This window comes from Streptomyces sp. NPDC029151, from assembly GCF_055564315.1.
This window is the reverse complement of sequence record NZ_JBVHWQ010000005.1, coordinates 494,655-518,272: the sequence shown is the minus strand read 5'-3', so window position 1 is coordinate 518,272 and position 23,618 is coordinate 494,655. Positions and strand designations below refer to the sequence as shown.

The 23,618-nt window shown below is 73.3% G+C and carries 20 protein-coding genes and 3 pseudogenes; 14 read left to right on the top strand and 9 right to left on the bottom strand.

Features of this window, described 5'->3' with window-relative positions; translation table 11 throughout:
• Nucleotides 1–163: 163 nt before the first annotated feature.
• From ACZ4VF_RS21890 to ACZ4VF_RS21880, 3 genes are all read right to left on the bottom strand, one after another.
• Nucleotides 164–322: a hypothetical protein gene (locus ACZ4VF_RS21890; RefSeq protein WP_467927876.1), complete on the bottom strand. Its 159-nt coding sequence runs from the start codon at nt 320–322 to the stop codon at nt 164–166.
• A gap of 157 nt (nt 323–479) precedes the next feature.
• The gene (locus ACZ4VF_RS21885; RefSeq protein WP_467927875.1) at nt 480–3,227 is read right to left on the bottom strand and encodes an ATP-binding protein; all 2,748 of its coding nucleotides are present in this window, start codon (nt 3,225–3,227) and stop codon (nt 480–482) included.
• A 322-nt stretch (nt 3,228–3,549) separates the two neighbouring features.
• Nucleotides 3,550–4,548: a helix-turn-helix domain-containing protein gene (locus ACZ4VF_RS21880; RefSeq protein ID WP_467927873.1), complete on the bottom strand. Its 999-nt coding sequence runs from the start codon at nt 4,546–4,548 to the stop codon at nt 3,550–3,552.
• A gap of 184 nt (nt 4,549–4,732) precedes the next feature.
• On the opposite strand from ACZ4VF_RS21880, the gene ACZ4VF_RS21875 reads away from it, so the two are divergent.
• The 3 genes from ACZ4VF_RS21875 (at nt 4,733) to ACZ4VF_RS21865 (ending at nt 5,928) form a co-directional block, all read left to right on the top strand.
• Nucleotides 4,733–4,990, top strand: coding sequence for a DUF6400 family protein (locus tag ACZ4VF_RS21875; RefSeq protein ID WP_467927872.1), 258 nt, complete (start codon nt 4,733–4,735; stop codon nt 4,988–4,990).
• Complete coding sequence (locus tag ACZ4VF_RS21870; protein WP_467927871.1) at nt 4,977–5,225, top strand: hypothetical protein; 249 nt, start codon at nt 4,977–4,979, stop codon at nt 5,223–5,225. The genes ACZ4VF_RS21875 and ACZ4VF_RS21870 overlap by 14 nt, the downstream gene beginning before the upstream one ends.
• 163 nt (nt 5,226–5,388) lie before the next feature.
• Nucleotides 5,389–5,928 (top strand): hypothetical protein, encoded by a 540-nt coding sequence (locus tag ACZ4VF_RS21865; protein ID WP_467927869.1) that lies wholly within the window; start codon nt 5,389–5,391, stop codon nt 5,926–5,928.
• A gap of 239 nt (nt 5,929–6,167) precedes the next feature.
• Here the strand turns inward: ACZ4VF_RS21865 and ACZ4VF_RS21860 are convergent, their stop codons facing one another.
• Entirely contained in the window at nt 6,168–6,743 is a 576-nt protein-coding gene (locus tag ACZ4VF_RS21860) for a Dps family protein (protein ID WP_467927868.1), read from the bottom strand.
• A gap of 136 nt (nt 6,744–6,879) precedes the next feature.
• Nucleotides 6,880–7,323, bottom strand: a complete 444-nt coding sequence (locus ACZ4VF_RS21855) for an SsgA family sporulation/cell division regulator (RefSeq protein WP_467927867.1) — start codon at nt 7,321–7,323, stop codon at nt 6,880–6,882.
• A gap of 266 nt (nt 7,324–7,589) precedes the next feature.
• On the opposite strand from ACZ4VF_RS21855, the gene ACZ4VF_RS21850 reads away from it, so the two are divergent.
• Complete coding sequence (locus tag ACZ4VF_RS21850; protein ID WP_467927866.1) at nt 7,590–8,597, top strand: pirin family protein; 1,008 nt, start codon at nt 7,590–7,592, stop codon at nt 8,595–8,597.
• Nucleotides 8,598–9,266: 669 nt separating this feature from the next.
• Here ACZ4VF_RS21850 and ACZ4VF_RS21845 read toward each other — a convergent pair.
• A pseudogene (locus ACZ4VF_RS21845) lies at nt 9,267–9,999 on the bottom strand (YoaK family protein).
• A complete protein-coding gene (locus ACZ4VF_RS21840; RefSeq protein WP_467928001.1) occupies nt 9,980–10,492 on the bottom strand; it encodes a DoxX family protein in 513 nt (170 codons plus the stop codon). The pseudogene ACZ4VF_RS21845 and the gene ACZ4VF_RS21840 overlap by 20 nt, the downstream one beginning before the upstream one ends.
• Nucleotides 10,493–10,677: 185 nt before the next feature.
• Between ACZ4VF_RS21840 and ACZ4VF_RS21835 the strand changes: the two genes are divergently transcribed.
• From ACZ4VF_RS21835 to ACZ4VF_RS21795, 9 genes and pseudogenes are all read left to right on the top strand, one after another.
• On the top strand, nt 10,678–11,649 hold the full coding sequence (locus tag ACZ4VF_RS21835) for an alpha/beta hydrolase (RefSeq protein WP_467927864.1): 972 nt from the start codon (nt 10,678–10,680) through the stop codon (nt 11,647–11,649).
• A 20-nt stretch (nt 11,650–11,669) separates the two neighbouring features.
• Nucleotides 11,670–12,389, top strand: a complete 720-nt coding sequence (locus ACZ4VF_RS21830) for an alpha/beta fold hydrolase (RefSeq protein ID WP_467927863.1) — start codon at nt 11,670–11,672, stop codon at nt 12,387–12,389.
• A 304-nt stretch (nt 12,390–12,693) separates the two neighbouring features.
• Nucleotides 12,694–13,053 carry a hypothetical protein gene (locus tag ACZ4VF_RS21825; RefSeq protein WP_467927862.1) on the top strand — a complete coding sequence of 120 codons (360 nt, stop codon included), beginning with the start codon at nt 12,694–12,696 and terminating at the stop codon, nt 13,051–13,053.
• 127 nt (nt 13,054–13,180) lie between these two features.
• Nucleotides 13,181–14,305, top strand: a pseudogene (locus tag ACZ4VF_RS21820) (PLP-dependent cysteine synthase family protein); the annotation flags it as partial.
• 371 nt (nt 14,306–14,676) lie between these two features.
• Entirely contained in the window at nt 14,677–16,296 is a 1,620-nt protein-coding gene (locus ACZ4VF_RS21815; protein ID WP_467927860.1) for an MFS transporter, read from the top strand.
• Nucleotides 16,297–16,493: 197 nt separating this feature from the next.
• Nucleotides 16,494–16,694 (top strand): annotated as a pseudogene (locus ACZ4VF_RS21810) (hypothetical protein); the annotation flags it as partial.
• A gap of 130 nt (nt 16,695–16,824) precedes the next feature.
• Complete coding sequence (locus tag ACZ4VF_RS21805; protein ID WP_467927859.1) at nt 16,825–17,448, top strand: histidine phosphatase family protein; 624 nt, start codon at nt 16,825–16,827, stop codon at nt 17,446–17,448.
• 233 nt (nt 17,449–17,681) lie between these two features.
• Nucleotides 17,682–18,194 (top strand): recombinase family protein, encoded by a 513-nt coding sequence (locus tag ACZ4VF_RS21800; protein WP_467927858.1) that lies wholly within the window; start codon nt 17,682–17,684, stop codon nt 18,192–18,194.
• Nucleotides 18,187–18,522, top strand: coding sequence for a resolvase (locus ACZ4VF_RS21795; protein WP_467927856.1), 336 nt, complete (start codon nt 18,187–18,189; stop codon nt 18,520–18,522). The genes ACZ4VF_RS21800 and ACZ4VF_RS21795 overlap by 8 nt, the downstream gene beginning before the upstream one ends.
• Nucleotides 18,523–18,549: 27 nt before the next feature.
• Here the strand turns inward: ACZ4VF_RS21795 and ACZ4VF_RS21790 are convergent, their stop codons facing one another.
• On the bottom strand, nt 18,550–19,509 hold the full coding sequence (locus ACZ4VF_RS21790) for a redoxin family protein (protein ID WP_467927855.1): 960 nt from the start codon (nt 19,507–19,509) through the stop codon (nt 18,550–18,552).
• 447 nt (nt 19,510–19,956) lie between these two features.
• Nucleotides 19,957–21,921, bottom strand: coding sequence for a glycoside hydrolase family 5 protein (locus ACZ4VF_RS21785; protein WP_467927854.1), 1,965 nt, complete (start codon nt 21,919–21,921; stop codon nt 19,957–19,959).
• A gap of 246 nt (nt 21,922–22,167) precedes the next feature.
• On the opposite strand from ACZ4VF_RS21785, the gene ACZ4VF_RS21780 reads away from it, so the two are divergent.
• Nucleotides 22,168–23,385: an alginate lyase family protein gene (locus ACZ4VF_RS21780; protein ID WP_467928000.1), complete on the top strand. Its 1,218-nt coding sequence runs from the start codon at nt 22,168–22,170 to the stop codon at nt 23,383–23,385.
• Nucleotides 23,386–23,618: the final 233 nt, after the last annotated feature.

Sequence of the window (23,618 nt, the reverse complement as noted above, 5' to 3'; positions counted from 1 at the left end):
ACCCAGGGGTGCGGCGAGATGGTCGATACCGGCATGTTCCGGTCCCGGGCCTGGGATGCTATCGCATTCAACCGCTTGGAAGATCTTCTGCTCGGACGGCGCCGCCCCGTCTCCCGCCCCGCTCACCCAAGACCTCCGCCCCGCTCACCGAAGGCCCGCCCGCTCACCGTTCCCCGCCCGCCGCTGCCCGGATCATCGCCGCCACGGCGTGCGGCCGGGAGCGCGGTACGGCGTGCCAACCGCTCAGCGCGCTGTGCGCGAGCGGGCGTTGGCTCACGGAGAGGACGCGGGTGACGCCGGGGGACAGGTCGGCGGCGTACACCCGGACGAAGTGCTCCCTGCGGATGGACAGTTCGCCGCTCGGCGGTACGGAGGAGGGGCCGGGACGGACTCGGTGAACACGGCGTCCGCGCCCGGCACGGGCGGGAAACGCGTCGTGACGTCCAGCAGGCATTCGCCGGCGTCGAGACCGAACGCCCTCAGTCGTCGGGCAGCGCCCGCACCAGGTTGGCGAGCTGCACCCGGGAGTTGACCGACAGTTTGCGGAAGGCCGAGGTCAGATGCGTGTTGACGGTGTGCGGGGACACTACGAGCAACTCCGCCGCCCGGCGGTTGCTGTGGCCCTCGGCGACCAGGCGCGCGACCTTCTTCTCCGAGGCGGTGAGGGCCGGCCAGCCCTGGACGGGGCGCTGTCCGCCCGCCGCCCGGCGGCCGTCGGCCCCGGCAGCCCGCAGAGCGTGCTGTACGCGGGCCGCCGCGGCCGGCGCGCCCGACGCGGCGAACGTGGACCGGGCCTCGGTCAGAGCGGTCACCGCCTCGGTCTTCCGCCCCGCCGCGAGCAGCGCCCGTCCCAGGTCGGCGCAGGCCGCTGCCCGGACCAGCGGGCGCGGACCCGCCCGGAGCAGGGCGACGGAGCGCTCCAGCAGGGCGAGGTCGTCGCGCACCAGCCCGAGGGCCCGCGCCGCGACACCCGTGGCGCTGGGGACCGCCGGATTGCGCGCGGCGTGAGCCTCCGCCTGCGCGGCCAGGTCCTCGGCGAGTTCCCGGTCCGCGCCGGCCAGCGCCATCCGGACCGCGGAGGGGACCCAGGTCCGCAGCAGCCGCCAGCGCAGGAAGGGGCCCTGCTCCTGCACCCGGCGGATCCTGTCGACGGCGAGCCGGACGTCCCCGTCGGCCTCGGCGTGGACCGCCTCCAGGAAGCGCACCGCGGCCGTGTTGCCGGGGTTCGGTTTGACCGCCAGCCTCCTGCGGGCTTCCGCCAGGTGTTCCCGCGCCGCCTCCCGGTCGCCGCGCAACAGGGCGATCCGGGAACGGATCACCCGGCCGTTCACCTGCTGGACGTGCACCCGCACCTCGTCCTCCAGGCGCTCCATCGTCACGAAGTCGGCGTCGGCGTCGTCGAGTCTGCCCAGCCCCAGGTGCTGCTGTCCCTGCGCCCACAGCAGCAGTACCTCCCGCGTCGCGCCGGCGCCGTCCGCCGCCTTCGACAGCAGCCGCTCGCCGGTCGCGAAGTCGTCCATGTGCTGGCAGGCGACGACCTCCTCGGGAGCGAACGCGGGGTCGACGGCGCTCAGTGCCGTGAAGCGCTCCCGCGCGACGGCGTTCTCACCCGCGTTGAGCGCGATCTCCCCGAGCGCGAACAACGCCTGGACATGGGCCTCCCGGTCACCGCCGGCGAGGGCGGCCCGCAGCGCCTCCTCCCCGGCCGCGCGCGCAGGCCCCAGGTCGTGTGCCCGGGACAGGGCCAGCGCCCGCAGGGCGGCCAGCCGCGCACCCACCTCCGGCGCGACACCCCCGAGCGCGAGGGCCCCCTCGGTCCGGCGGAGCAACTCGTCGGTGAGGTCCATGTTCCACAGCGTGCCGCCCAGGGCCGCCTGCAACCGGCCGACCGTCTCCACGGGCGGCCGGCAGGCCAGCAACCGGTCACCCGTCGCCAGCGCCTCCGGGTTCCGGCCGGCCCGGCTCAGGCAGCCGATCGCCTGCTCGCCCACGGCGAACCACAAAGGCCGTGCCGTCGGTACGAGGTCCAGGGCCCGTGTGGCGAGGTCGGCCGCGAGCCCGGGGGTGACCGCCAGCACGTCGTCCGCCGCGCGCCGGAGCAGGGCGACCGCTTCCCGGTCCCCGGGCTCGGCGCCCCGCAGGAGGTGTGACACCACGTCGATCGGCTGGTGTCCCGCGGCGACGAGCCGGGCCGCCGCCTCGCGGTGCAGCGCCTTGCGGGCCGAGGGCGGGATGTCCACGTACACCGCCTGGCGCAGCAGATCGTGCCGGAAGAGCAACTGCTCGCCGTCGTCGTCCAGAAGTCCCGCGCGCACCGCCTCCTCCAGGGCCGGGATCAGCGCGACGGACGGCCGGCCGCACAGCGCGGCGGCGTCACGGAAGCCGAAGCCGCGTCCCAGTACCGCGCCCATCTGCAGGAAGCGCAGCGTCTCGGGGTGGAGGGAGCCGAGCCTGCCGCGTACGCCCGTCACCAGCCCCGGGGGCACCGGCTCACCGGTGGTGTCGGCGGTCCGCAGTCCGGCGAGCATCTCGACGGCGAGGAACGGGTTCCCGCCGGCTCCCGCCAGCAGCTCGCGCACCCGCTCGTCCGCGGCGGCGCCCAGGGCGTCGCCGGCGAGCCGGCCGATGGCAGCCCCGGACAGGGGGCCCAGGGACACGGTGAGCACCGGGAGGTCCTCCCGTACGGCCGCGACGATCTCCTCCGCCGGCCCGTCGACGCCCTGCCGTTCGGTGAGCAGCCACAACACCGGCGAGGTCCGCAGCCGGCCCGGCAGCTGGCGGAGGGCGAACCGGCTGAGCGGGTCGGCCCACTGCGCGTCGTCCAGGGCGATCAGCACCGGCATGCCGCCGGCCCGCTCCTCGATCATCTCCGCCAGGCGTTCCACCAGCCGGATCCGCTGGTCGTCACGGCGCGCGAGGTCGACCAGGGCGTCGCCGGACAGCAGCGGCCGGTCGCCGTGCAGGACACAGGCCGCCAACGAGGACAGCGGCACGATGTGGTGCAGTTCGTCGGCCTTGCCGAGACCGACGGAGAAGCCCGCCGCGGCGGCCCGGGCGACGGCCTCGGTGAGCAGCGTGGTCTTGCCGATGCCGGGTTCCCCGCGGATCAGGGCCAGTGCGCCGCTTCCGGTGTGCGCCACCGAGTCGATCAGCGCATGCAGCTGTCCGAGTTCACCCTCCCGTCCGCGCAGACCGCTCCGGGACAGCGGTCCGCCTGCCCCCGCCACTCGGGTCCTCCCTGTCCGCACGCGCCCGTTACGCCGGCGCCCGGAGGCCACTATGGCAAGAACGGCAGCTCAGCGCATATGCGGAAGGGGTGGTGAGTGACCCAGGTCATGACCGGGGACGGTGCGGGCCGTCTCGGGGGAGGGCGCGGGACAGGCGGGGCCGACGGGGTGGCGCGGGACAGCGGGGCGACGGGGTGGCGCGGTGCGTGCCGGCTGGGCGGGACCACGCGAGGGATGCCGGCGGACGCATGACGCGGGGCGTGCCGGGCGGGGCGACGCGGGACATGCCGGCGGGCGTGTGCGCGCGACGAGGCAGGCGGCGTCAGGCCGGGCGGTGCGTGCCGGAGGCGCGCCACTCGGCGGGGGAGACCCCGTAGGCGGCCCGGAACACCCGGCTGAAGTGGGAGGCACTGGCGAAACCCCAGCGGTGGGCCACCGCGGCGACGGTCAGGTTCGCCGACTCCCGCCGGATCAGGTCCCGGCGGCACCGCTCCAGCCGGCGCTGCTGGATCCACCGGCTGACCGTGATCTCCTCCGGCTCGAACAGCTTGTGCAGATAGCGCACGGAGATGTGGTGGGCACGGGCGATGGCGTCCGGTGTCAGATCCGGGCTCGCGAGGTGCCGGTCGATGTACGCCCGGATCCGCACCAGGGACATCCGGGCGGCGTCCGGGGTGTCCGTGCCCGTCCGGCCGAGCCGCTCCTCGGCCAGGGTCTGCACCAGGTCCACGACATTGCGGGCGATCAGCTCGCCCGTCCGCCGCGGATACGATCCCGCCGTGTCCACGAGCCGGGACAGCAACGGCGTCAGCAGCTCGCCGAGTGCCGAGTCGGTGCCCAGGGGGGTCGCCGTGATCCGGCGCAGCTCCGACTCGCTCAGCCCCAGGACCTGCCGGGGCAGTACGAGGGACTTCGTGCGGAAGCGCTCCGGGAGGGTCAGCCGGACGGGGCGGGCCATGTCGTAGACGAACAGCTGGCCCGGCCGTACGTAGGCCTCCCGGGTGTCCTGCTCGATGCGGGCGACCCCTCTGCTCAGCAGCTTCACCACCACGTGGTCGTCGTTGTCGCTGCCCGCGATGAGCCGCCGGGTCCGCAGGGCCCGCAGCGGATCGCCGTCCACGGTGACCGCCTGCACCGGGCCCAGCGGCGACGCGCGTATCGTGCCGCACCCGATCTCGTCGGGGACCCCCATGTCCACGGCGCCGAAGGTCTGGGACAGGACCTCCCGCCAGTACGCCCGCCGCCGGTGGGCGGGGACCGTCTCGGTGGTGTAGAGACTGCCCGGGATGTCGGTTTCCGGTGCCGGTGACTGCGGCGACATGAGCTCCATCTTTCGGCAAGTGCGTCGTCCGGACACACCGTGCCAGCGCGGCCCGCCCACCACATCACGTGAATCCGTGAGACCAGGGGTACGACCGTGAGTACGGGGAGCCGGGCGCGGCGCCCGGTGTGAGGTGTCCCACGGGCCCTTGGCGTGACCGAAAGATGTACCTAAGTTCGGTCATATGTCCGACCATGACACCGCACCTCCCGCCGAGCCGATGCACTTCGCCGTGGATCTCACCAGCCACGAGATGACCCGCCGCGCCCACGTGATGGAAGCGCTCGGCGCCGACTGGGACCCGGCCGAGGCGATGCGAGGCGAGGAGGAGGCGTACGACCTGCTGTACTCGGGCCTCGACGAGGAACAGCAGCGGATCCACGACATCCTCGTGGCGGCCGGTGTCCTCCCGCGCCGGGGGAGCGGCCGTGCTTCCGCTTGACCCCCAGGCGGACATCGGGCGCCGCGCCTGGGTGACCTGTCCGCACTGCCAGGACCACCGGGACTGCCCCACCTGCCGGGAGGGCCGGAGGTGCCGGGACCACTGGCGCTACCTCCTCTCCAACACCGGCAGCCTGCTCCACCTCCAGTGCCCCTCCTGCACTGAGGTCTGGGACCACGAGACCGGCTTCGGCGCCACCCGCACCGGGCGGCCCCACGGGAGCAGCGGCCTCTGACACCGGTGACACGCGGCGGACGCCACGCCGAGCCCGCACACCCCTGCCTTCGCCGCGCCAAGCCCGCACAGGCCGTGCCTTCCGGTGGGCCGCGCGCGTGTGCCGGGGCCGACGTGCCGGTGCGGTGATTGCCTCCCGGCGGGACACCGGCCACCGTGGACCGGTGATTCTCGTTCCGGGCCGGATGTGGGAGCGGGGGCCGGTGGGCCGGGGTGTCGGCGCGGGTCTCGCCGCCGGTGTCTTCTGCGGGGCCTTCGTCCTCCTGGAGTCCGGGTCGTGGTGGGGCGCCGCCGTCGCCCTGCTCGTGCCGGGCCTGTTCTCCGGGATCCGGACGGCGCGCCGCATGGACCGCCTCTGGCCGCAGGCCCGGACCTTGAGCGGCGCCGACCGCGCGGCCGTGGTCCGCGCCACCCGGCGGGGCGAGGCCGTCGACGACCCCCGGCTGGCGCCCTCGGTCGTCGGGTACGCCGCCGCGCTGCACAGGGCGGCGGCGGAGGATCGGCTGCCCCGCTGGGCCGTCCTGCTCGTGACCGCGCTCATGTGGGCCCTGGCCGTGCTCGACACCCTGACCGGCTCCACCGGTGAGGCGGCCGCCTCGTGGCTGGTGGCCGCCCTCGTCCTGGCCGAGCTGGTGTGGGGACCCCGCCGACGCCGCCGCCTGCTGTCCCGTGCCGACCGGGCGGCGGCGTCGGCCCGGCCGTGACCGTCAGCCCGGTTCCCGTCCATGACCGAGGCCCGCGACGGCCGAGACCGCCGCGTCCGGCGTCGTCGCCCTCGACCGGCGTGACCGTCCCGGCGGCGGTCCGTCGGGGTACCTCGCGCACCGGCGTGCCGTCGAGCGGCACGGTGCCGGCAGCCGCCGGCAACCGCCCGGCGAGACGCCCCGGCGACGTCGGCCTCGCGGACACCCGCCCCCTCCGCCGCCGGCGGCCCCCACAGGGCTCAGGAGCGGACGAGCGGGGTGTCCACCAGGTGTTCGGCCAGGAACCAGGCCTGGAGTTCGCCGGTGCGGATGACCTGCGAGACCAGCAGGTCGTTGGTGCCGTCGTCGCCCAGCTCGGCGACCCGGGCGGCCGCGTCGTGGGCGTCGGTCAGGATGGTCTCGTGGGCCTCCAGCAGCCGCGAGAGCATGGCCGGGACCTCCTCGACGCCGTCCGGCGGGCGCGGGATCGAGGTGATCTCGGCGACGTGCCGGGCATCGCCCACCGCCACGCCGCCCAGGGTCTGGACGCGCTCGGCGAGGGCGTCCACGAGTTCCAGCTGGGCACCGGCGTGCTGGTCCAGGAGCAGGTGAAGCTGGTGGAAGGTCGCGCCCCGCATGATCCAGTGGTGCTTCTTGTAGAGGCCGTAGAGGGTCTGGGTGTCCGCGAGCACCTTGTTCAGGCGCTGGGAGGAGTACATGCGCGCCTCGTAGGACAGGGCGAGCGGGAACTGCTTGACGGTTCCGAACTCCTGGATGACCGCGCCCTTCTGGTGCAGCCACGGCTGGCTGGTCGGGGGCTTGGTGCCAGTGGTCATGAAGTGCCTCCTGCGGACGGCGGGCTGTGCGTACGCGGTCGACGCTAGGGGCTGCAACACCGGGCGCATGGCCCGGGAGCGCACACGTCGGTGCTTGTCAGCGCACCGGCCGGTGCTTGTCAGCGCACCGGCCGGGTCATTCGCTGCCTGCCATGAGCTGCTCGACGACGCGGTCCACGTCGAGGTGGCGGTCTTCGGTGCCCGGCGGCACCACGGCGTGGGTGCGGTGCAGGAAGGAGGTGACGGCGGAGCCGGCGATCTCCAGGAGCGCCGCACCGGCGTGGGTCCGGAGCAGGATGCGGATCGTGTCCGGACTCCGCCGTCGCTCGGGGAAGACCACGACGTCTCCGGTCCCGGTGGGCCGGGTCAGCCCCTGGGCGAGGAGCGACCGGGCGAAGACCCAGTCGACGGAACGGGCGTGGGGCGCGCCGAGGGACAGGCGGACCGCGTAGGGGTCCGCCGCCGAGTACCGGAGTTCGGCGGTCAGTGGCACCGGTGGTTCGCCGGTGACGGCGACACGGACGCTCGTCCTGCATACGATCGGATCTCGGTCCGCGGTCCCCGCGGGATCGTGTCTCATCCGGGCCCCCTGCCTGCGGCGGTTGCGGTTCGGTGTGCCGGCCCGTCTTCCGCGGGCCCTGAGGTGGTGACGACCGTACGGCGGGGCCGGCGGAGCGGTTTGCCGACGAGCGCACGGGTCGTGGTCCGAAGAGGAAGTCGCGAGCAGGCCGCCATGTGTCCGGGCGGACCCGGACGCATGATGGTTGAATATAGAACAATTACTGGGTGGAGAGAACCCCGTGACTGGTTCGGGAGAACCCCGTCCGGGTGGAGAGGTGGCCCCCGATGAGCAATGTCGAAACCGAGCCCGTCGAAGTGCGCTGCGGCACGGCGGTGGACGACGCGCAGGCGGACCGTACGCCCCGGGTCGAGGTACTGACCCCGCGCGACGTCCCGCTGGGCGGCCCCCGGGCGATGACCGTGCGGCGCACGCTGCCGCAGCGGACCCGGACCCTGATCGGAGCCTGGTGCTTCGCCGACCACTACGGCCCCGACGACGTGTCCCGGACCGGCGGCATGGACGTCGCCCCGCACCCCCACACCGGGTTGCAGACCGTGAGCTGGCTCTTCAGCGGGGAGATCGAGCACCGCGACAGCCTCGGCAGCCACGCCTTCGTACGGCCCGGCGAGCTGAACCTGATGACCGGCGGGTACGGCATCAGCCACTCCGAGGTCTCCACCCCGCGCACCACCGTCCTGCACGGCGTCCAGCTGTGGGTGGCCCTGCCGGAGGAGCACCGGGCCGCCCCGCGGGACTTCCGGCACTACGTTCCCGAGCCCGTACGCACCGACGGCGCCGAGATCAGCGTCTTCCTCGGGTCCCTCGCCGGCTCCGCCTCCCCGGTTCCGACCTTCACCCCCTTGCTCGGAGCCGAGATCGTCCTCGCCCCGGGCGCGGCCGTCACGCTCGCCGTGGACCCCGGCTTCGAGCACGGACTCCTGGTCGACCAGGGAACCGTGCGGATCGCGGACGCCGTCCTCGACGCCGCCCAGCTGGGCTACGTCCACCCCGGCCCCCGCAGCCTGACCCTCACCAACGAGTCGGACGGCGCGGCGCGAGCGGTCCTCCTCGGCGGAACGCCTTTCGAGGAGGAGATCGTCATGTGGTGGAATTTCATCGGCCGCAGCCATGAGGACATCGTCAGGGCGCGCGAGGAATGGCAGAACTCCTCCGATCGCTTCGGCGCCGTCGAGGGATATCCGGGAGACCGTCTGCCCGCGCCCGTACTGCCCCACGCGACCATGACGCCGCGCGGGAATCCGCCGCGTCACCCCGGGAAGGACATCCGGTGAACCGGCCCTCCACCGAGGAGTTCGCCGGCCTCGTCGACGACGTGACACCCGACGTCCTGCGCCGGCTGGACACCGAACCGGCCTGACCTCACCACACCCCGGCCGCCGGTCCTGGCGGACCGGCGGCCGAGGTGTGCGTGGAGCGTCCGCATTCCGTGGGCGGGCATTGAGGGAGGGCGGGCATTGTCGGAGAACGGCCACGCGGCGACAGCCGACCATTGCGTCGGCAACCGGCGCCGGAAACGGCCGTCGCCCGAGAGAGCCCACGGCTCGCCGCGCAGCGTGGACGGCACGGCCGGCGGTCAGGTCCCCGGGGCCGTAAGCCGGGTCGGCGGCGAACCTGCCGGACCTCCGCCGGCGCCGCACACCCTGCTCGCCCGGCTGTCGACCGAGGAAGCCGTATCGTGCCGGGGTCGGCCGGGGCTGGTGAAGGACCGGGGGCGCTGTCCGGGCGAGGCGCCCGCTGTCGTCCTCACGGTGGACCGCTGCTGGTCCTCACGGTAGGCCGCTGCCGGGCCGGAGAAGAAACGCCGTCGAGGGCGCCGCCGAGATCGATCCGCAACCTGCGGTGGGTCCGGACACCTCGGCGCCGGACCGCCCCCGAAGACGGTCCGGGCACCTCCGGAAGCGGGGCAGCCCGGGCCGGGCAGGCTGACCGTGGCCCGTCCCTCAGGACGGCGGCCGGGTCCAGGCCGCGCCGGAGGCGGACAGCCGGTGCGTCACCACGGAGGTCAGCGCCAGCAGCAGGCACAGGGCCAGGGTGAGCACGAGGTGGCCGTGCAGGACGAGCCCGGCTCCGGCGAGGGCGCCGAGCAGCATCGCCGGCACCGACAGGATCCGGCGACCGGGCCTCGGCGCCGTCCCGCCCGCCGGGGACGAGTCCGCGGCGAGACCGGTGAGGGTGAGCGTCAGCACGGTCGTGGTGAGGTCCGGGACGCCGAGGCGCCGGGCGACCGCGTTCTGCAGCCCCATCGCGAGTCCCAGGCACACGATCAGCGTGTACTCGACCCCGGCGCCGCCCCGGCCGTCGGCGACCGCCGTGACGACGACGGTGACGGCGACCGGAGCCGTCTGCACCGCGGTGGCCGTCGTCAGCAACCGCCCGCGGTTCCCGGCGTGCCGGGTGCCGAGCCTGCCGCCGGTCAGCGCGCCGAGCAGGAACGCCGTCAGCGCGACGACGGAGGCGAGCGCGGACAGCGTCGCCGCGCCGCCCAGCGCGAACCCGAGGAAGACCACGTTGCCGGTCATGTTGGCGACAAAGACGTGCCCCAGCGCCAGGTAACTCACCGCGTCGACGGTCCGGTGACCAGGGTCAGGGTCAGCATCAGCGGCGCCAACGGGCCATGGCGGTCCCCCTGGGCGGTGCCAGCGTACGGAGCGCGTCAGTCAGCAGGCCGCGCATGGATCTTCCCTTCCGTCGCCGTGGGGGCCCGGTGCAGCACCAGGCGGGTCAGCAGCCCGCTGACCGGGCCGATCACGATCGCGGCGGGCGCGACCCACGCCGGCCACGGGGTGACACCCAGCGCGTGGTCCACCGACCAGCGGCCGGGCCCGGTCAGGGCCGGCGCCGCGGAGACGACGACGAGGACCAGGGGGTACTCGTAGCCGTCTTTTTGCACCCAGAGTCCCTTGGGCCACTTGACGGTGCCCGCGACCGTCATCACGCCCATGGCGGCCATCGCGGTCAGCGGCGTGAGCAGACCGGCGGTCAGGAACAGGCCGGCCCCGATCTGGCCGGCGCCCGCGACGACCGCGGTCAGCCGGCCCCCGCGGAACCCGTCGTGCCGGAACTCCTCCGTTCCGCCTGCCAAGCCGTGGCCCCCGAGCCGGAAGCTCACCTTCTGCACCCCGTGGCCGGCGATGAGCAGCCCCGCCACCACCCGGAGGATCAGCAGTCCCGCGTTGGTCCGGGGCGGGAGGCCGACGTGCGCTGTGAGGACTCCGGGCGTGCGCTGACGGTCAACTGCCGGGCGGACGGCGGACGTACGGTGGCGGTCAGCGGCGCCGGAGTGCCCAGCACGGCGATCCGGGTCGTCCGCCGGAACGACCGGCGTCCCCTACGTGATCACAGGAGCCCTCCATGTCTGACGCCCAGGAGCCGGTGAACCCGGTGCTGGAACCCGCGGCGGCCGAGTTCGCGGCGGCGACCGCCAACCCGCCCTACCTGTTCGACCTGGCCCCGGCCGAGGGCCGCAAGGCGGTCGACGAGGTGCAGTCCGGCGCGATCGACAAGCCGGCCGTGGACGAGGAGTGGATCACCGTCCAGGGCGGCCCCACCGGCAGTGTCCGAGCGCGCATCGTCAAGCCCGCCGGCGCCACCGGCACCCTCCCGGCCGTCGTCTACATCCACGGCGCCGGCTGGGTCTTCGGCAACGCCCACACCCACGACCGCCTGGTCCGCGAACTCGCCGTCGGCGCCCAGGCCGCCGTCGTCTTCCCCGAGTACGACCTCTCCCCGGAGGCCCGCTACCCGGTCGCCATCGAGCAGAACTTCACCGTCGCCAAGTGGGTGGTGGACGAGGGCGCGTCCAAGGGACTGGACGGCTCCCGGCTGGCCGTGGCCGGCGACTCCGTCGGCGGCAACATGACGGCCGCCCTCACGCTGATGGCCAAGGAGCGCGGAGGAATCCCGCTGGTGCAGCAGGTGCTGTTCTACCCGGTCACGGACGCGAACTTCGACACCCCGTCGTACCACCAGTTCGCCACCGGCTACTTCCTGCGCCGTGACGGCATGCAGTGGTTCTGGGACCAGTACACCACCGACGCGGCCGAGCGGGCCCGGATCACCGCCTCCCCGCTGCGCGCCACCACCGAGCAGCTCCGTGGCCTGCCGCCGGCCCTGGTCATCACCGGCGAGGCCGACGTGCTGCGCGACGAGGGCGAGGCGTACGCCAACAAGCTCCGCGAGGCGGGAGTGCCGGTCACCGCGGTCCGCTTCCAGGGCATCATCCACGACTTCGTGATGCTCGACGCCCTGCGCGGCACCCACGCCGCCGAGGCCGCCATCACCATGGCGGTCCGCACGCTCCACGCGGCCCTGCACACCGCCTGATCCGGAGGGGAACGACACACATGACCACCTCCACTCCCACCGTCGTCCTCGTCCACGGCGCCTTCGCCGACGCCGCCGGCTGGTCCGGGGTCGTCGAGGAACTGCAGCGCGACGGCGTCGCCGTGCTCGCTCCGCCGAACCCGCTGCGCGGCCTGGCGTCCGACGCCGCGTACGTCGCCTCGGTCGCCGCCCAGGTCGACGGCCCGGTGCTGCTGGTCGGGCACTCCTACGGCGGTGCGCTCATCACCGTCGCCGGTGTCACGGAGAACGTCGTCGGTCTGGTCTACGTCGCCGCGTACGCTCCCGAAGAGGGTGAGAGCCTCGGTGAACTCCAGGGGCGCTTCCCGCTCTCGCCGCTGGTGGCCAACCTCAGGCAGTGGACGTACCCGGTCGAGGGCGCGGACCCCGCCGTCGAGGTCACCATCGCCGAGGAGGCCTTCCCGTCGGTGTTCGCCGCCGACCTGCCCGCGGAGGTCACGAAGGTCCTCGCGGCGGCCCAGCGCCCGCTCGCGACCGCGGCGTTCGAGGAGAAGGCCTCCGCCGCCGCGTGGCGGACCAAGCCGTCCTGGGCCCTGGTGGCGGGTGCGGACAACGCGATCAACCCGGAGGTGGAGCGTTTCGGCGCGAAGCGGGCCGGCGCGACCGTCGTGGAGGTCGAGGGCGCCTCGCACGCGGTGGCCGTCTCCCGGCCGAAGGAGGTCGCCGACCTGATCCGCGAGGCGGTCCGCGCGACGAGCTGACCGCCCCCCGAACGACCGCGCGGACGCCTCCCCCGTACAGCGTCCGCGCGGTCTCGCGTCCCGCCCGCCCGGCCGGCCAGGGTGTCCCGGCCGAGGAGCGGGCAGGCGCTGCCGATGGCCTGGTGCAGGAGGACGGCGTCGCGTGGCGCGGTGATGATCGAGCGGCCCCCGGTCGGACGATTGCGACCTACGACGTTATGACAGTGCGTCACCTCATGATTACTCTGTGCATGTGATCGGGTCATGGGGCAGTACGGGCGGGCGCCCAAGGCGTTGCCGTCGCGCCGCGCTCCTCGTGGGGCTGGTGCTGGTGATCTCCGCCCACCTCTGCGGCGCGGTGCACGCCTGCTCCTTCACCGGTCCGGACACGACCGCCTCCGTGGCGCCGCTCGTTCCGCCCGTGGCGGACGGCACCGGCGGCGGGGGTGCGGCCCAGCCGCTTCCGCAACACCGGCACGCGGCCGACGGACACGCCGACCACACGGCGGACCGCCCGCGCCCCGCCCTGGACCACGTCGGGCTCGGCGACGAGGCGGACCAGCCGCTCCACACCGGCGTGGCGGACAGGCGCTCCACGGACACCGCCCGGCGCAGGCCGCCCGGCACCCCCCGTCCCTGCCGGAACGGCCCCTCACTGGCTGTCGTCTGCGTGCTGCGGCAGTAGGCCCGCGCCCGCACGCCCCGGACCCGGTCGGCGACGAGAGTCCCCCGTCCGAGGCCTACCCGCGCGCCCTGCCCCCCTAGCACAGCGCCCGCCGTACAGCCGCCGGGCGCGAAGGAGCCGTACGCCCATGCACCTCTCCCTGCCCGCACACTTGCCCGAACCCGTCGCCAGCCGCGCCTCCCGTCGCCGGACCGCCCGGCGCGCCGCCCACCTCGTCGGCGACACCCCCGTCCTGTGGGTGGACGAACCCTTCGCCCCGCCCGGCCGTGGCTTCCACGCCAAGCTGGAAGGCGCCAACCCCGGCGGTCTCAAGGACCGGCCCGCCCTGCACATGGTCCGCGAGGCCCGCCGACGCGGTGAACTCGCGCCGGGCGCTCCGATCGTCGAGTCCTCCAGCGGGACGCTCGGGCTCGGCCTCGCCCTGGCCGGACTGACCCTCGGGCACCCGGTGACCGTCGTGACCGACCCGGGCATGGAACCGGCCGTGGCCCGCCTGCTCACCGCGCGGGGCGCACGGGTCGTCCAGGTCGCCGCGCCGCACCCGGAGGGCGGCTGGCAGGAGGCGCGCCGCGCCCGGGTCGCCGAGCTCCTGGCCCGCACGCCGGGCGCGTACTGCCCGGACCAGTACCGCAACCCCGACAACGTCGCCGCCTACCGGCCGCTGGCCGCCGAGCTGATCGCCCAACTCGGCCGCGTGGACGTGCTGGTGACGGCGGTCGGTACGGGCGGGCACTCGGCCGGGGTCTCCGCCGTGCTGCGGGAGACCTTCCCGTGGCTGACGCTCATCGGGGTGGACTCGGTCGGCTCGGCGATCTTCGGCCAGCCGACGGGGCCGCGACTGATGCGCGGCCTCGGGTCCAGCATCCATCCGGAGAACGTCGACTACGCGGCCTTCGGCGAGGTCCACTGGGTCGCGCCGGCCGAGGCGGTCTGGGCCTGCCGCGCACTCGCGCGCCGCCACTACGTCTCCGGCGGCTGGAGCGTCGGAGCGGTGGCGCTGGTCGCCGGGTGGGCGGCGCGCACCCACCCCGCCGGCACCAGGATCGCCGCGATCTTCCCCGACGGTCCGCACCGTTACCTGGGCACGGTCTACGACGACACCTGGTGCCACGAACACGGCCTCCTGGGCCGGACACCACCGCCCGAACCGGACGACATCACCGAGCCGGACGCACGCCGGGTGACCCGGTGGACCCGGTGCGGCCGAGTCCGCGATCCGCTCGCGCGGGTGCGGGGGAAGGCGCGTGACCGGGAGGCCGCCACTGGTGCGGGGGCGGGGACCCCGGCCGCCGGTGGAGTTCCAAGGGGTGCGGGGGTTCGGACGAAGGAAGGGGACCAGGTGGGGGCGGGAGGCCGGGCCGAGGCTCGAGTGCAGGCGGGGGACCGAGCGGTGGCGGGCGGCCAGGGGAAGGCAGTGGCACAGGAGGTCCGGCCGGAGGAGGCGGTCCGGGCCGGGAGCGTGATCCGGGCGGGGACGGGGGATCAGGCTGCTCAGGGTGGGGTCTGGGCGGAGGCGGAGGCGGAGGCGGCGGCGGAGGCGCGGGTGAGGGCGGGAGTCCAGGAGGGGTCAGGAATCTGCCAGGCGGAGGCGGAGGCGGGGACGCGAGCGGAGGCGGGGAGCCGGTGAGGCGGCTGTGGGCCCAGGTGGCCTCCTTCGACCGGCCGGCCCGCCTGCTGATGGTGAACCAGTTCGCCATCAACCTGGGCTTCTACATGCTCATGCCCTATCTGGCCGACCATCTGGCCCACGGCCTCGGCCTCGCGGCCTGGGCGGTGGGACTGGTACTGGGCGTCCGCAACTTCTCCCAGCAGGGCATGTTCCTCGTCGGCGGTACTCTCGCCGACCGTTACGGCTGCAAGCCGATGATCCTGATCGGGTGCGCCCTGCGAGCGGTCGCCTTCACCCTGCTGGCGGTGGCCGGCTCCCTGCCCGCCCTGGTGGCGGCGTCGGCGCTGACCGGTCTGGCGGGGGCGCTGTTCAACCCGGCCGTACGGGCGTATCTCGCGGCGGACGCCGGAGAGGAACGGCGGGTGGCGGCGTTCGCCGCGTTCAACGTCTTCTACCAGGCGGGCATCCTGGTCGGCCCGCTCGCCGGACTCGCCCTGCTGGCCTGGGACTTCAGCGCAGTCTGCGCGGCCGCGGCGCTCATCTTCGGCGCCCTGGCCGTCCTGCAGTCCCACGCCCTGCCCGCCCGTCCCCCCGCCGGCCGTGCCAGCGAGCCCGCCGACTGCGGCAGCGAGCCCGTCGGCTGCGGCAGCGAACCTGTCGACCGTGACAGTCAACACCCCGGCCGCGACGGCGAACCTCTCGGTCGTGAGGGCGAACTCCTCGGCCGGGTCGGTCAGCCCCCGGGCCGGGACAGCGAACTCGCTCACTACGACGGTCAACGCGCCGGCCGTGACAGCGAGCGCGCCGTCTGCGGCGGTGGACCGGTCGGCCGTGACAGCGAAGGCGTCGTCTGCGGCGGTGAACCGGTCGGCCGTGACAGCGAACCCTTCGGTCGTGATGGCGCACCCGCCGGTCGTGACGGCGAACCCGCCGACCGTAACGGCGAACCCACCGGCCGTGGCACCGGGCCCGTCGGCCGCGACAGCCGACCCGTCTGGCGGGCGGTCGTCGCCGACTGGCGCTCCGTCGTCGCCAACCGCCCCTTCCTCCTCTTCGCGGCCGCCATGAGCGGCTCCTACGTCCTGTCCTTCCAGGTCTATCTCGCCCTCCCGCTGTACGCCCGCGCACTCTTCGGCGACCGCACCGGACCGGTCACCGGTGCGGTCTTCGCCGCCTCGGCGCTGGCCGCACTCGCGGGCCAGCTGAAGCTGACCGCGTGGGCCCAGCGCACCCTGACCGGCCCGCAGGCCGTCGCCTGCGGGCTGGCCGTGATGGGCGCCGCCTTCCTGCCGCTGCTGCCCCGGTCACCCGGTGCCCCGGCCGGGGCCGTCGCGCTGACGCTGTGCGCGGTCCTGCTCGCCTGGGGCGGGGCGCTGCTGTACCCCTTCGAGATGGACACCGTCGTACGGCTCTCCGGAGACCGGCTCGTCGCCACCTACTACGGCGCCTACAACACCGCCTCCGGCGTCGCGGTCTCGCTGGGCAACCTCGCCGTCGGGGCGCTCTTCGACACCGGGGTGCGCTGGCTGCCGTGGGCCGTCCTGGCCACGACCGGGCTCGGCTGCGCCGCGCTGCTCGCACGCCTGCACCAGAGGGGACATCTGCGGGCGAGCCCGGCTCCGGCGCCCGGATGACCTGCCCTGGGCGGGGAGGGGCCTTACCAGTGACCCGTGCGGCGCGCACCGGGAAGCCCGTGCCGCCCTGTCACACCATCGCCGGCGGCTGCCACTCCCGCCGGACGGTCGCCGACACCGCAACCGCCTCCACCGCGACCTACGTCGGCGAGCCTCCCGAGGCTTACCAGGAAGCCCCTCCGCCCATCCCCGCCCCCTCCGCTGTGGCCCAGCTCCAGGCCGAGGGACACGAGATCCAGGAAGAGGACATCGCCCGCCTGTCCCCGCTCAAGCACCGCAACCTGAACCTGCTCGGCCGCTAGGGCTTCACCGCCAGCGTCCCGGCCGCCGGTGCCCTGCGACCGCTGCGCGATCCGGACGCGCCGGAGCTGGACGAGGACGACGGCGGCGAGGATCAAGACACGCCGTGCAGACCGTGCAACGCGTTGATCGGCTTGAGGCCCGACTCTCCCCCTCGTGGGAACCGGTCCGCGTAGGTCGGCGTCCTTCCATGAGTCCGCAAGATCGACTTCGCTGAAGGACGCATCTATGACCGGTACGGCCGCCCGCTACCTCTATCTCGCCCGTCACGGCGAGGCATCGCCGGATGAGAGTGAATTGACGGATGCGGGCCGCCGCCAGGCTGCCCTGCTGGGGGAGCGGCTCCGTGGGGTTCCGCTGGCGGCGATCCACCACGGCCCTCTCGCCCGTGCCGAACAGACCGCCCGGGTGGTCGGTGAGCAGCTCGACGGAGTTCCCTGCCGTCGTTCCGAAGCGGCCGGCGACTACCTCCCTTACCTGCCGACACGCGAGGAGCTGCCGCCGGAGGCAGCGGACGCCTGGATCGAGTTCCTGCGTCAGTTCACGGTCGAGGAACGCGAGCAGGGCCCCGGGCTTGCCGCAGCGGCACTTGCAGAGTTCACAGGGACTGTCGTCGGAGACGAACCGCGGCATGAGCTTGTCGTCACCCACAACTTCCTCGTCGGCTGGCTCATCCGAGCCGCCCTTGACGCGCCCAAGTGGCGATGGCTGGGCATCAACCATGCCAACGCGGCCCTGACCGTCATCCGCTACACACCCGACCGTCCCCCCGCGGTCCTCCTCTTCAACGACACCGGTCACCTCCCCGCCGAGCTCCGCTGGACCGGCTTCCCGCCAGAGCTCCACGTCTGAGGCCCGTAAGAGACCGATGTTGAACCGTCGGAGGAAGCATCTGCCCCTGTCGGCAAACGAACGAATGACGACAGGGCTGGCGGGCGTCCAATGAACCCGGAGATTCGGGGGCCTGACAACAGCTCAGATCCAATGAGATCCGATGAGGGTTGACGACAGGGTTAGATGACACCCGAGGTCCGATGCGCCGACAGGAGCGGGGGAAGAGCGTGGCCAATCTCGTCTAGAAGCGGGTGTCGACCGACCGGCAGAACCTCGTCCTGGCCGAGGCAGGGATCGACGACCCGGTGGTCTTCGAGGAGGAGGCCGGCACCTCCAGCCGCCTCCACCCGCTCCAGCGGCCGAAGTTTGGCGAGCTCCTCACGTACGCGCGGCCGGGCGACACCGTGCACATCTCCGAGATGTTCCGTCTGGTGCGCGGCACCGGGCATATCCTCGACGTGCTCGACGTCCTCCACCGCGACCGCCTCGCCCTGCGCATTCACGACGGCGCGTTCTCCAGCATGGACCTCACCGCCCGCCACCCGCGCACCGGAGAGCTGCTGTCCACCGTGAAGTCCACGGTGCAGACCCTCGCCGCCGCTGGCGAACTCCAGCGCGCCTCCAACGCGAGGCGGGCGCCGCCCGGCCGTGGCGGCCGCGAAGACCGACGCCGTCCGCACCGCCTACCTGGAGGGCCGCTCGATCGCGGCCCTCGCCCGCGAGCACGGCGTCAGCCGCGGCGCGATCCGCACAGCCGTGGCTGACCTCATGCCCGACCACACGGCCATCGAGGAGGGCGGCCCCGCCCCGGGGTTGCCGGAAACCCTCGACATGCCGGGCAAGGTCGCCGACTTCCTCCGCGCCGCCGATATGGGCGACGCCGAGCTGGCCGCGCTCGACCACGGCGTAACCGTGCGGCGCGGTCAGGGCTACACCCTGCGGGTCAGCGCCACCCCGGCAGTCCACCGCCAGCTCCTCGCCCGCTGCCAACCCCTCGACGGCACTCAAGGCGCCCCGACCGTCCCGGCACAGCGCATGGCCCGCCGCGAATACGAGAACCGGGTCAGCGCCCTTGTCCCGACCGAACCATGATCATCGCCAATAGCTGTACCCGATGTATCAAGACCGGTGGGCGTTGTCGCTGAGCCAGGCCAGGACGTGGTCGGCATGCTTGTCTGGCGGGAAGATCGGGTAGAAAACGTGCTCGATCACGTTGTCCTTGATGATCAGCGTGAGCCGCTTGTACAGCGTCAGCCCACTTGCGGTGAATGTGGGAAGGCCCAGTGCCTGGGCCAAGCTCCATGCGGGGTCGGACAGCATCTGGAACGGGAGGCGGAGCCGCTCGGTGACCTCACGTTGGTAGTCGCTGTCCTGGCTGGAGAGGCCGTACACCTGGGTCGCGCCGGCCGCGAGCAGGTCCTGGTGGTGGTCGCGGAAGCCGCATGTCTCGGCGGTGCAGCCACGGGCGCCGGGGATGGAGTCCCAGCCCTCGGGTAGATCGGTACCAGGGCGGCCCGTCAGCGGGTAGATGTAGAGCACCGTGCGACCTGCACCCAGCGCATCAAGGCTGATTGTGGCGCCGTCTGTGGCATGGAGCTCCAGCTGCGGCATTTTCGCCCCGCGCAGGTGGGCAGCAGCGCCGTCGTCCTCGGGAACGGGCAGATCGGCAGGCAGGCTCGTGTAGTCGGTCATCGGTTCCTCTCCGTTGGCCGGTGAGAAGCGGCTGTTGCGATGAGCGGCCTCGTGCAGGTGCGCCACCAGCACCGCCCGGCGGGCGGTGAGGCTCTCGATCCGCTGCGTGAGCTCATCAATGGCGTCCCGGTACCCGGCCAGCGCGGCCGGACAGTCGTCCGCGTGCCGGTGCCCCAGGGCCAGGCATTCCAGGAACGGCCGTGTCGCCTCGACAGGGATGCCGAGGCGGCACAGTGCCCGAATCTCCTGCGTGAGCCGTACGTCGTGCTCGTCGTAGTCCCTATAGCCGTTGGCCAACCGCACCGGCGCGAGCAGCCCCAGCGATTCGTAGTAGCGCACCGCCTTGGTCGTCACACCCGCTCGCCGGGCCAGCTCACCGATCCGCATGCCTCTCACCTCGAAGAACGCTAAACCTTGCCCTTGAGGGTAAGGTCAAGCGCTCTGCGGGGATGTCTGCACAACCCGCAGGCGAAGACAGCCGTCGCCCGCTTGTTCAGGGGCATTCTCACTGCTTCTGCGAAGCCGGCCACAGGTCGAGGCGACGTGCGCGCTCATCGACTCCACCGGCCATGATCGTTCTCACCGATAACCGCTGTACCGATGTTCCCCGAGGCCGCAGATGTCGTGCCCCGGCACGCCGCCCACCGCCGGAAACCGTCGGGCCCGCGCCCGTCCGAGTCCCCCCACCGGCCGGCCGGCCCGACCGCACTGCGCGCCGCCGGCCGTGACGGGGTCCGGGGCCCGGGGCGGCAGCCCACTGCGTACGGGGTCCTCCGCACCGGCCACGGCAGCCGTCACCACCCGGGCCGTGGCCCCCGCTGGCGCTCCCGGCCGTCAGGGCAGCGTCCGGCAGAGCAGGGCCGCGGGGCCGGGGCCGCTGCCCAGGCGGGTGGTGAAGGCGATCCCGGCGGCGTACTCGGCCGCCCCGCACTGGCCCTTGTAGGCGCCGTACGCGAAGTCCCCGCCGGCCGCGTCGGCGGGGCGGTTGTCGGACCGGTCGAACCAGACCGTACGTCCCGCAGCCGCCGGCCCTGTCCGCGCCGGCGCGCACAGCGCCGCCGACACGCGTGCGCCGCGCAGGCTGTACCCGATCAGGAACTGACCCGCCGGACACTGGTACTTGGTGTAGCCGGACGCCCAGTCGCCGCCGGCGGGCACGTACCGCTCGTCGGTGACGACCGTCTGGCGCGCGTCCGGGGCCCGTAGATCGCCGGTGCCGGCGTCGGTGCACAGGCCGCGCCCGCCGGTGTGGCCCAGCCCGGCCAGTCGTGTGCCGTCGGGGCATGCGGCCTTGAACGCTCCCGGGTCCCAGTCCCCCGTGCCGCGTACGCGAAGCGACGCCACCGAGTCGCCGTGGTCGGTGCTGAGCATGCGCCAGAGCGGAACGGACGCCACGGGACCGGTCCTGCCTGGCGCGGTCATCAGGCGCTGCCATGCGGTGGCGCGCCAGTCGCCGGGGTCGAGGATGCCCGAGCGGTGCCCCGCGCTGTCGTAGCGCAGCAGCGCCCAGTCGTCGTGGCCCTCGAAGCCGACGAGCGGCCAGAACGCGAAGTCGGCGTCGTGCTCGGCGAAGTAGTCCACGATATGGCCGAACCAGGCCCGGGCGGCGGGGTTCGTCTCGTTCGCACCGATGCCGAACTCGCTCACCCAGACGGGGGCGGTGTGGTGCCGGCCGCCTTCCTCCACGGAGAACGCCTCGTCGTCCAGGGCCGCGGCCAGCTCCGTGGGGGACAGGTCCTGGTAACGGGGGTCGTGGGTCTCGCCGATGCCGGTGGCGCCACTGTGGTGCGGGCCGGTGTAGCCGTAGAAGTGGGCGGAGTAGACCAGCTTGCGGGGGTCCACGAGGGTGTGGGACAGGGTGCGGGCGGGAGTGAGCACCGGCCGTCCGTGCGGGAGCCCGTCGACGGGGACACCGGTCCAGTTGATGCCCTCGATCACGATGAGGAGGCGCGGGTCGCCCTCGGTGAGGATGCGGTCGGCGGCGAGCCGGGCCGCGGCGTACCAGTCGTGGTCGTCGCCCAGCCCCCAGTTGGGGTCGTCCAGCACGTCACGCCGGACCTCGTTGTACAGGTCGGCGCCGACCACGCGCGGGACGGAGGCGTAGCGACGGGCCATGAACACCCAGTCGTCCGCCCACCGCGCGGTGGACTGTCCGCTGTTCCACCGTTCGTTGCCGTCGATGCCGCAGCACCACCGGGAGGTGACGGTGTGGTTGTTGAGTACCACGGCGAACCCGCTCCGGCTGAGCGCGTCGACCACGGTGTCGTAGATCTCCAGCGGTGTCCGGCCCCGGAGCTCGGGGTTGGCCGCCACGGCGCCGTCCGGTACGGGAGCCGTGGCGTGGATCATCTCGCCGGAGAACGGAAGCCGGATGGTGTTGATCCCCAATCGGTGGAAGTCGTCGAGTAATTGGGTGAGCGGTACCCGGTCGAGGCCGAGGGGTATGCCGTGGGAGTCCTGCCCGGCGTGATGGTTGGCCGGGTCGGCGGCACTGCCGGTGCCCGTCCACGAGCCCTGCGCGCCGTCCCAGTTGGCGCCCTTCATCCGGAAGCGGTTGCCCTGGGCGTCGACGACGTAGCGCCCCCGGGTGGACAGCGGGGCGGACCAGGTGACTTGGTCCGCCGTGTCGGCGGCGACTCCGGCGACGGCGGAGCGCGGGGGCACGGCGGCGGAGGCCACGCCGGCCGTGGCGGCCGGACCGGCAGTCGAGGCCGGGGCGTTCGTGGTGGCCGTGGTGGTCGTGAGCAGGAGGCCGGCGGCGGTGACGGCGAGCCGCAGTACGGCTGGTGGCATCGGCATGAGGGCGGCCCCTTGAGGTCGGAGGCGGGGGATACCGGGCGGCCGGCGACGGCGCCACCCGGCGGGGAGGGGTGTCCACCACGGTGCACCGTGCAGGAAGTGGCCAGGAAGGTCAACCGCCCCGGAGGGCACCGGAAACGGAGGCCGCTTCCCACCCCCTTGACGCACTGCTGGTCCGTACCTATGGTCTCGCTCAACTCGCCCGTTCAACTAGCCGTATAGCGTTCACATATGAGGACGGATCAGATGCAGGACATGCCCACCCGGCGCCGCCGTAAGTCCCCGCGTTCCGCTCTCGCCCTCACGGCGGCCACCGCCCTGCTCGGCGCCGGACTGCTCTCCTGGCCCGGAGCCCAGCGGGCGGAGGCGGCACCCGCGGCCTTCGCCCATCCCGGCGTCACCGTCTCCCGCGCTCAACTCGACTTCACCCGCGACAAGGTGCTCGCCGGCGCGCAGCCCTGGAAGAGCGCCTACGACCAGATGACGGCGAGCCCGTACGCGAGCCTCAGCCGCACGCCCAAGCCCCGCGCCGTGGTCGAGTGCGGTTCGTACTCCAACCCCAACTACGGCTGCACCGACGAACGCGAGGACGCCATCGCGGCCTACACCGACGCGCTCGCCTGGTACATCACCCGCGACGAGCGCTACGCCAAGAAGGCGATCGAGCTGATGGACGCCTGGTCCGCCGTGCTCCGGGACCACACCAACAGCAACGCGCCGCTGCAGACGGGCTGGGCCGGCTCCTCCTGGCCGAAGGCCGCCGAGATCATCAAGTACACGTACACCGGCGCCTGGGCCAACTCCGGCCGCTTCGCGACCATGCTCCGCAACGTCTACCTGCCCGAGATCATCAACGGCTCGAACTCCAACGGCAACTGGGAGCTGTCGATGACGGAGGCGGCCGTCGGCATCTCCGTCTTCCTGGAGGACAAGGCGTCGTACGACACGGCCATGGCCAGGTTCCGCACCCGCACCGCCGCGTACGTCTACCTCGCCTCCGACGGCGACCTGCCGAAGACGGTACCGAGCCAGAACCTCGACACCCGCGACAAGATCGTCTCCTACTGGCAGGGCCAGTCCACCTTCGTCACCGGCCTCACCCAGGAGACCTGCCGCGACTTCACCCACACCGGCTACGGCATCTCCGCCATCTCGCACGTCGCCGAGACCAGCCGGATCCAGGGCCAGGACCTGTACGGCACGGACGTCGGCGAGCGACTGCGGCAGGCGCTCGGCTTCCAGGCCAAGTACGAACTGGGCGCCGCCGTCCCGAGCTGGCTGTGCGGCGGATCCGTCAAGCGGGGGCTGGGCCCGGTCACCGAGGTCGGCTACAACGCCCTGCACAACCGCCTGGGCATCGCCATGACCAACACGCAGGCCCTGACCGGACAGAACCGCCCGGCCGGCAGCAACAACCTCTTCGTCGCCTGGGAGACCCTGACCCATGGCGACAACCCGAACTGATCAGCGGGGGAGGGGAGCGGACCGGAGTCCGGATCACCGCGGGTCCACGGTGCCCCGCCGGGGCGGCCGCGCGGCCGGGAGAACGGCACTCGAAGTCGGTCTGCCGCGTCGGGTGCACCAAGCCCACATGCGGCGGGGGGGGGGGGGGGGGGGGGGGGGGGGGGGGGGGGGGGGGGGGGGGGGTGGGGGGGGTGTTGGGGGTGGGTGGTTTTTTTTTTTTTTTTTTTCCTTTT

Bases quoted from the DNA above. Each gene is read 5' to 3' on its own strand.
- ACZ4VF_RS21880 (WP_467927873.1), bottom strand. From the start codon at position 4,548: ATGTCGCCGCAGTCACCGGCACCGGAAACCGACATCCCGGGCAGTCTC.
- ACZ4VF_RS21875 (WP_467927872.1), top strand. From the start codon at position 4,733: ATGTCCGACCATGACACCGCACCTCCCGCCGAGCCGATGCACTTCGCC.
- ACZ4VF_RS21860 (WP_467927868.1), bottom strand. From the start codon at position 6,743: ATGACCACTGGCACCAAGCCCCCGACCAGCCAGCCGTGGCTGCACCAG.
- ACZ4VF_RS21855 (WP_467927867.1), bottom strand. From the start codon at position 7,323: ATGAGACACGATCCCGCGGGGACCGCGGACCGAGATCCGATCGTATGC.
- ACZ4VF_RS21850 (WP_467927866.1), top strand. From the start codon at position 7,590: ATGAGCAATGTCGAAACCGAGCCCGTCGAAGTGCGCTGCGGCACGGCG.
- ACZ4VF_RS21835 (WP_467927864.1), top strand. From the start codon at position 10,678: ATGTCTGACGCCCAGGAGCCGGTGAACCCGGTGCTGGAACCCGCGGCG.
- ACZ4VF_RS21830 (WP_467927863.1), top strand. From the start codon at position 11,670: ATGACCACCTCCACTCCCACCGTCGTCCTCGTCCACGGCGCCTTCGCC.
- ACZ4VF_RS21805 (WP_467927859.1), top strand. From the start codon at position 16,825: ATGACCGGTACGGCCGCCCGCTACCTCTATCTCGCCCGTCACGGCGAG.
- ACZ4VF_RS21790 (WP_467927855.1), bottom strand. From the start codon at position 19,509: ATGCGGATCGGTGAGCTGGCCCGGCGAGCGGGTGTGACGACCAAGGCG.
- ACZ4VF_RS21785 (WP_467927854.1), bottom strand. From the start codon at position 21,921: ATGCCGATGCCACCAGCCGTACTGCGGCTCGCCGTCACCGCCGCCGGC.
- ACZ4VF_RS21780 (WP_467928000.1), top strand. From the start codon at position 22,168: ATGCAGGACATGCCCACCCGGCGCCGCCGTAAGTCCCCGCGTTCCGCT.